Annotated in this window: 1 protein-coding gene; it reads right to left on the bottom strand. The window is 69.3% G+C overall.

Going from position 1 to position 1,232, the window contains the following annotated elements; translation table 11 throughout:
• On the bottom strand, positions 1-1,113 hold a 1,113-nt coding region (locus tag FL344_RS38130), incomplete at its 3' end, for a serine/threonine-protein kinase (protein WP_141621945.1).
• Positions 1,114-1,232: the final 119 nt, after the last annotated feature.

The following is a 1,232-nucleotide window of genomic DNA, read 5'->3' as shown; positions in this document are numbered from 1 at the left end:
CTGCGCCTCCACGGGCCGCGTGGCCGCAGGTACCAGCGGGGCCTCGGGCGGCAATGCCGCGGGCATGCCTTCGCCTGGGACTTCCGGCAGCTCCGGCCCCGGCGCCTTGCCACGACGCATCTGGCTCAGGGGCCGCTTCGCCCACCGCTCCAGCTTGTTCACCTTGCCCTCGTTCTCGGTGGTGGCCGAGTTCGGGCCATAGGCGTCAAACAGGGGCGTGTCCCACGCCTCCCCTTCCGCCCCGGACAGGAGCGCCTCCAGGGCCGCACAGACAGTGCTCGCGTCGGGACGCGCAGCAGGGTCCTTCTCCAGCAGCCGCATGCACAACATGCCCAGCCGCTCCGGAACGAAGCGGTTGACGTGGTGAGGGGGCACAGGCGTCCTGCCAATGACAGCCTGGACGTACTCCGCTTCCGAGCCCGCGTCGAAGGGCAGCCTCGCCGTGAGGAGGCGGTAGAGGACAGTGCCCAGGGCCCACATGTCGTCCGAGGGGGCGGACACGTAGCGGGCGCCCGCCTTCTTGCCGAAGTACTTCTTCTGCAGGAAGAGCCAGGCCTCGGGGGGCCGGTACTCCATCGTCCCCGGCGGCAGCATGGACTGGGTGATGCCGGAGGGGGCTCCCGCGTAGTCCCCAATGCCGTAGTCCACCAGCACCGCCAGGCCGTCCGCGTCGCGCACCATGACGTTGGCGTCCTTCACGTCCCGGTGCACCACTCCCGCCTCGTGCGAGGCCTTCAGCGCCCGCGCCATGTCGAGCGTCACCTTCGCGATTCGCCGGGCCGAGGGGTTCTCATCCTTCACCCACGCACTCAGCTTCCGCCCCTCCACGTACTCCATGGCGATGAGGGCGAAGTCGCGCTCCTCGGATTGCCAGTAGGTGAAGCCGCGAATGCCCACCACGTTCGGGTGCGTCAAGCGCAAGAGGATGGACACCTCCTTCTCCACCCGTCCCTCCACGCGCTGCCGCTCCACGAGCTTCAGCGCGCAGGGCTGCCCACCGTTCGTCGCGAGGTACACGGTGCCGAAGCCACCTCGGTCCAGTTGCCTCACCACCGTGTAGCCCATCACCGAGTCCCCCGGGGACAGGACGGCCGGGGGGCCGTTGTCCCTCATGGCGACTTCCTCCTGGAGACTCTGTAGGACAGCAGGACTGCGGCCACGCGCATGCGACACCCTCCCCGGCGCCGGCCCACGTTACCAGAAGCCCGGGGAAATCGCGCGAAGTCTCCCCC

It is taken from the genome of Myxococcus sp. AB036A (assembly GCF_006547355.1).
GTDB lineage: Bacteria > Myxococcota > Myxococcia > Myxococcales > Myxococcaceae > Myxococcus > Myxococcus virescens.
This window is presented reverse-complemented; position numbering and strand designations above follow the sequence as displayed.